At 59.2% G+C, this 4260-nt stretch carries 4 protein-coding genes; 1 reads left to right on the top strand and 3 read right to left on the bottom strand.

Going from position 1 to position 4260, the window contains the following annotated elements; genetic code table 11:
* Positions 1-239: 239 nt before the first annotated feature.
* The 3 genes from C9413_RS28605 to rnd form a co-directional block, all read right to left on the bottom strand.
* Entirely contained in the window at positions 240-1598 is a 1359-nt protein-coding gene (locus C9413_RS28605) for an esterase-like activity of phytase family protein (protein ID WP_170251242.1), read from the bottom strand.
* A gap of 55 nt (positions 1599-1653) precedes the next feature.
* Positions 1654-2718, bottom strand: a complete 1065-nt coding sequence (locus C9413_RS28600; RefSeq protein WP_039844490.1) for an adenylate/guanylate cyclase domain-containing protein — start codon at positions 2716-2718, stop codon at positions 1654-1656.
* A gap of 93 nt (positions 2719-2811) precedes the next feature.
* Positions 2812-3957, bottom strand: coding sequence for a ribonuclease D (rnd, locus tag C9413_RS28595; RefSeq protein ID WP_039844491.1), 1146 nt, complete (start codon positions 3955-3957; stop codon positions 2812-2814).
* Between rnd and C9413_RS32870 the strand changes: the two genes are divergently transcribed.
* A partial coding sequence (locus tag C9413_RS32870; protein ID WP_210263644.1) for a hypothetical protein occupies positions 3956-4260 on the top strand: 305 nt, incomplete at its 3' end. The genes rnd and C9413_RS32870 overlap by 2 nt on opposite strands.

Raw genomic sequence — 4260 nt, 5'->3', positions numbered from 1 at the left:
CCCCTTGAAGACCGTCATTCCTGTGCTCAGAATCCAGCCACGGCGAATAACTCTCCCGCAAATCAAAATGAGCCTCCCGCGCCTCAAGGACTTTGGCGCACCGGATTCCGTGGCAGACACAGGCATGAGGCGGGAGAACGAAAAAACGGTCTGCCGAGCAACGCCTCATCCGCAGTCAGCCGCAAGGAAGGGGACGATAGCACTCACGCGCCACCCTCTCCATCCCCAAGAGCGTCTGTCTATTTCGCACTCAAAAAATCACCCACTTCCAGCAGGCTGAACTCGTTGTCATCTGCCTTGTCGACGGCGCGGCCGGCGGAGAAGGGAAGGTTGTTGTCGTTGCCGACGATGATATGCGTGGCATCGACGCGGTCGACATTCTCGATCGTCACGAAGGGCATGTCGTAGAAGCCTTCGCGGCCGCCCTGTTTCTTCTTGTTGTCCGGGTCTTCGATGCGCATCAGGTCGATGTAACCGATCTTGCGCACGCCCTTGCCGGCGTTGGCGTCGTCGAGCTCGATTTTGTAGATGCGCTTGAACTCCGCCGGAGCTTGGAAGCAGTCCGGCTTGGGCTCCTTGGGATCGGCACAGACCTTGTCCGTCGTACCGGCGCCATTATCGCGCTCGATGACGAGGGCGGTCGTGTCGTCCAGCATGTTGAAGTCGCCGATCGCCGCACCCTTGTCCTCGAATGGATAGAACCAGCTGCGGCCCGTCCATTTCTTGGAGGTCACGTCGTACTCGATGACGCGGATGGCGGTGTGGCCGTCAACGGATTCCATCTTGCCGTCATCCCGATAGAGCGCGCCTTCCAGAAGGCCGTAAAGCTTGGTTCCGTCCTTCGACATGGCAAGACCTTCGAAGCCACCGGAGCGCTTGAGGTTGAAGGCAGGCATCTTGGCGGCCGGATTTGCCGGAACCGAGAGCAGCGGGTTGTCGGGCGACATCACCAGCTTGCCATCGGCCGTGGTGGCGATCACGTCGGTCAACCGGCCTTCGGTATCGACTTTCAAAAGATAGGGACCGAACTCATCGCCGAGCCAGAAGCCGTCGGCGACCGGCTGGATGGATTCGATGTCGAAATCCCCGCCGGTCAGATAGCGTTTTTCGGCACCTTCGAGAGTAATCGGGAAGGGCGCGATCTTGTTCGGATCGGAGAGGAAGATATTCTTGACGACGTCGGCCTTGCCGGTCGTCCAGTCGAATTTCATCTGGTGCAGGAAGAGCATGGCGTCGCTGGAGTTGCCCTTGGTGCCGAAACCGTTGTCGGAGAGCGTCCAGAACGTGCCGTCGTCCATCGTCTTGATGCCGGAAAAGCCTTGGACAGGCTGGCCGTCGAGCGGCAGCTTGATGTCGGTGATGCGCTGTCCGTCCTTGCCGGGAACGGAGCCGAGCGCTTCAGTGCGCTTGCGGTCCGGGGTGGTGAACTTGCCGGCGTGCTTCAGGAATTCGGGCGCGTCGACGGGTGCCGGAACCAGCGTGTTGGCAGGCAGGATCGCCTGACCGGCGAGCTTGGCGGGAAAAGCCTGCTGGTCGGCGGAAGCGGAGGCGGCGACGAGGAAGAAGAGGGAGACGGAACTGAAAAGCGCAGCTTTCATGGAAACCTCCAGTAAAATGAAATGGCGGTTTCGCTTAGCAGTCCATTGATGGCGACTAATTGAAGGTTGAATGAAGCTTTGGTGACGCTGCCGACTTGGGCAGGGCCTGTGCCAGCGTCATGACACCGAGTCCCTGGCCCCGGCCCTTGAGCGCATGAACACCCAGGTCCTGCGCGCTGATCCTTTCAGGCAGCGTCAGGCGCTGGGCCAGCTCGCTCGAGATCAGCACCGGCCGGTTCAGTGTCTTGCAAAGGGACTCAAGCCTTGAAGTTGTATTCACAGTGTCGCCGAAATAGGTGATCTTGTGGTGATCGACGCCGATTTCTGCTGTGATGACAAAGCCGCCATGGAGGGCTGCGCGCAGGCGGGGCACCTGTCCATATTGCTTCAGCCAGCTTTCCGCATCGGCTTCGATATCGTTCAGGATGTCGAAGATACAGCGCACGCAGCGGCCATCCTTCAGCCCGCGCGCGAGCGGCCAGGTTATGATCGCCGAATCGCCGACGTAATCATCAATCGCCCCCTTGTTCCGCCGCACGGGTTCGGCAAAAGCGGCGAACAGCGAGTTCAGCAATTGCTGCGCTCGAAGATCTCCGTGCTTTTCGGCAAAAGGGGTCGAATCGACGAGGTCGATAAAGAGGAAGATGCGTTCTTCCTGGACGGGGGTCCGGTAGCGGCCGGAAAACATGCTGAGAAAAACATCGCGGCCGAGCAGTTCGCGCACGCGCAACACGAAGATGACGACAGCGCAGACCCCCAGCGCATACATGAAGACGTTGAACGGCATCACAAGGATGTTCAAGAGCGACACAGGCTTGATCAGCCCGATCGCCGACAGCAGCGAGGCGGCCAGCGCGTAGCCGATGTTCATGAGGGCTTCATAAATCAGCAAAGCTGAAATGATGAACGACGCCGTCGGAAGTTTCTGGAGCCGCCGGTAGAGCGGGCGCAGGAAGGCTCTCCGCTCGAAGGCCAAAATCGGCATGCCGATAAAGACCGCAAAGACCGCGCCGATGATGACCGGTTCATCGGGATAGATCACCAGGCTATAGGCTACACCGCTTGCAGCCATCACGGCCGTTAAGAGAAGCCAGTTCTGCGCTGGAGAAATCTCTTTCATGACATCTGACCTGTGTTGGCACCGGCGCGCATTTTTCCACGCGAGACGCTTCGGTCAAGCGATTTCGCAAGCCGGCTCAAGGGGCAAGGACCATCAAAGCGAAACGGTATCGACTTTCTTGCCGACGAAACGAAGCGCGATCTCGCCCTTGATAAGCTGCAGCGCGGGCGCACCGAACAATTCGCGGCGCCAACCGCTGAGTGCCGCCACCTCCGCCTTCTCGCCGTCCGCGGCAATCTTGTCGAGGTCTTCGCTGTTGGCGATGACTTTCGGCGCGACGCCGTGTTTTTCCGAAATCAGCTTCAACAGTACCTTGAGCAATTCCACCGCCGCGGCAGCACCCTCAGGCGCCTGCGTGTGGCGGGGCACATGGGGCATCTCGGCTTTCGGCAGGGCAAGGGCCGCATTGACGGCTTCGAGAACCGCCGTACCGGCGGCAGAACGCTCCCATCCCTTCGGGATCGTGCGCAGGCGGCTCAGGGCCTCGGTGTCTTTCGGCTGCTGCTGGGCGATCTCGTAGATCGCATCGTCCTTCAATACGCGTGAACGCGGCACGTTGCGGGATCGCGCCTCCCGCTCGCGCCAGGCCGCGACATATTTAACGGTCGCAAGTTCCTGCGGTTTGCGCAGCCGCATCTTCAAACGTTGCCATGCGTCATCCGGATGCATGTCGTAGGTCTCGCGCGATTCGAGAATATCCATCTCCTCCGAGAGCCAGGACGAGCGGCCTTCGCGCTCCAGTTCGGCCTTGAGATAAATATAGGCGTCGCGCAGATGTGTGACGTCTGCCAACGCATAATCGAGCTGCTTTTCGGAAAGCGGCCGGCGGCTCCAGTCGGTGAAGCGGGAGGATTTATCGATTTGCACGCCCTTTGTCCGGCTGATGAGCTGGTCATAGGAAACGCTGTCGCCGAAGCCGCAGACCATGGCGGCGACCTGCGTGTCGAAGATTGGATGCGGGATCAGCCCGCCGCGATGGAAGATGATTTCGATGTCCTGGCGCGCCGCATGAAAAACCTTCAGCACATTCGGGTTGGCCATCAACTCGAAAAAGGGTGCAAGGTCTATGCCCTTAGCAAGTGGGTCGATGATGACTTCCGTCGTCAAGCTCGCCATCTGTATCAGGCAAAGCTCCGGCCAGAATGTCGTCTCACGCAGGAATTCAGTGTCGATTGTAATGAAGTCGGACGTGGCCAGCTCTTTGCAGGCGGCCGCCAATTCGGCGGTTGTTTCTATCATGTCAATTCATTCGCAAGGAAAAAGGTCGGTTAACCTTCCTTCTCCTTTACGCTCGATATGTCAATACATTGAAGGTGCCTATGCGGGCGTGGCCGGCGGGTTATTCGCCGGGATCGATACGGCGCGTCGCACGATTGCTGTATTCGTTGGCGAGCACGGCAATCCAGCCTCCGGCAGCGATCATCGCAGGCAGACCAATGAAAGCGTCGATTTCGATGCCGCTTATGGGGTGGGCCTTCTCAGTGCGCGTCCTCCTGCTAGAGGTCTTGCAATTTCCTATGCACCGGATGCAGTAGCCTACGT

Origin of the sequence: Rhizobium sp. SEMIA 4085 (genome assembly GCF_013004495.1) — a bacterium.
GTDB classification, from domain to species: Bacteria; Pseudomonadota; Alphaproteobacteria; order Rhizobiales; family Rhizobiaceae; genus Rhizobium; species Rhizobium gallicum.
This window is presented reverse-complemented; position numbering and strand designations above follow the sequence as displayed.

Coding starts and splice junctions, on each gene's coding strand:
- C9413_RS28605 (WP_170251242.1), bottom strand. CDS start 1,598: ATGAAAGCTGCGCTTTTCAGTTCCGTCTCCCTCTTCTTCCTCGTCGCC.
- C9413_RS28600 (WP_039844490.1), bottom strand. CDS start 2,718: ATGAAAGAGATTTCTCCAGCGCAGAACTGGCTTCTCTTAACGGCCGTG.
- rnd (WP_039844491.1), bottom strand. CDS start 3,957: ATGATAGAAACAACCGCCGAATTGGCGGCCGCCTGCAAAGAGCTGGCC.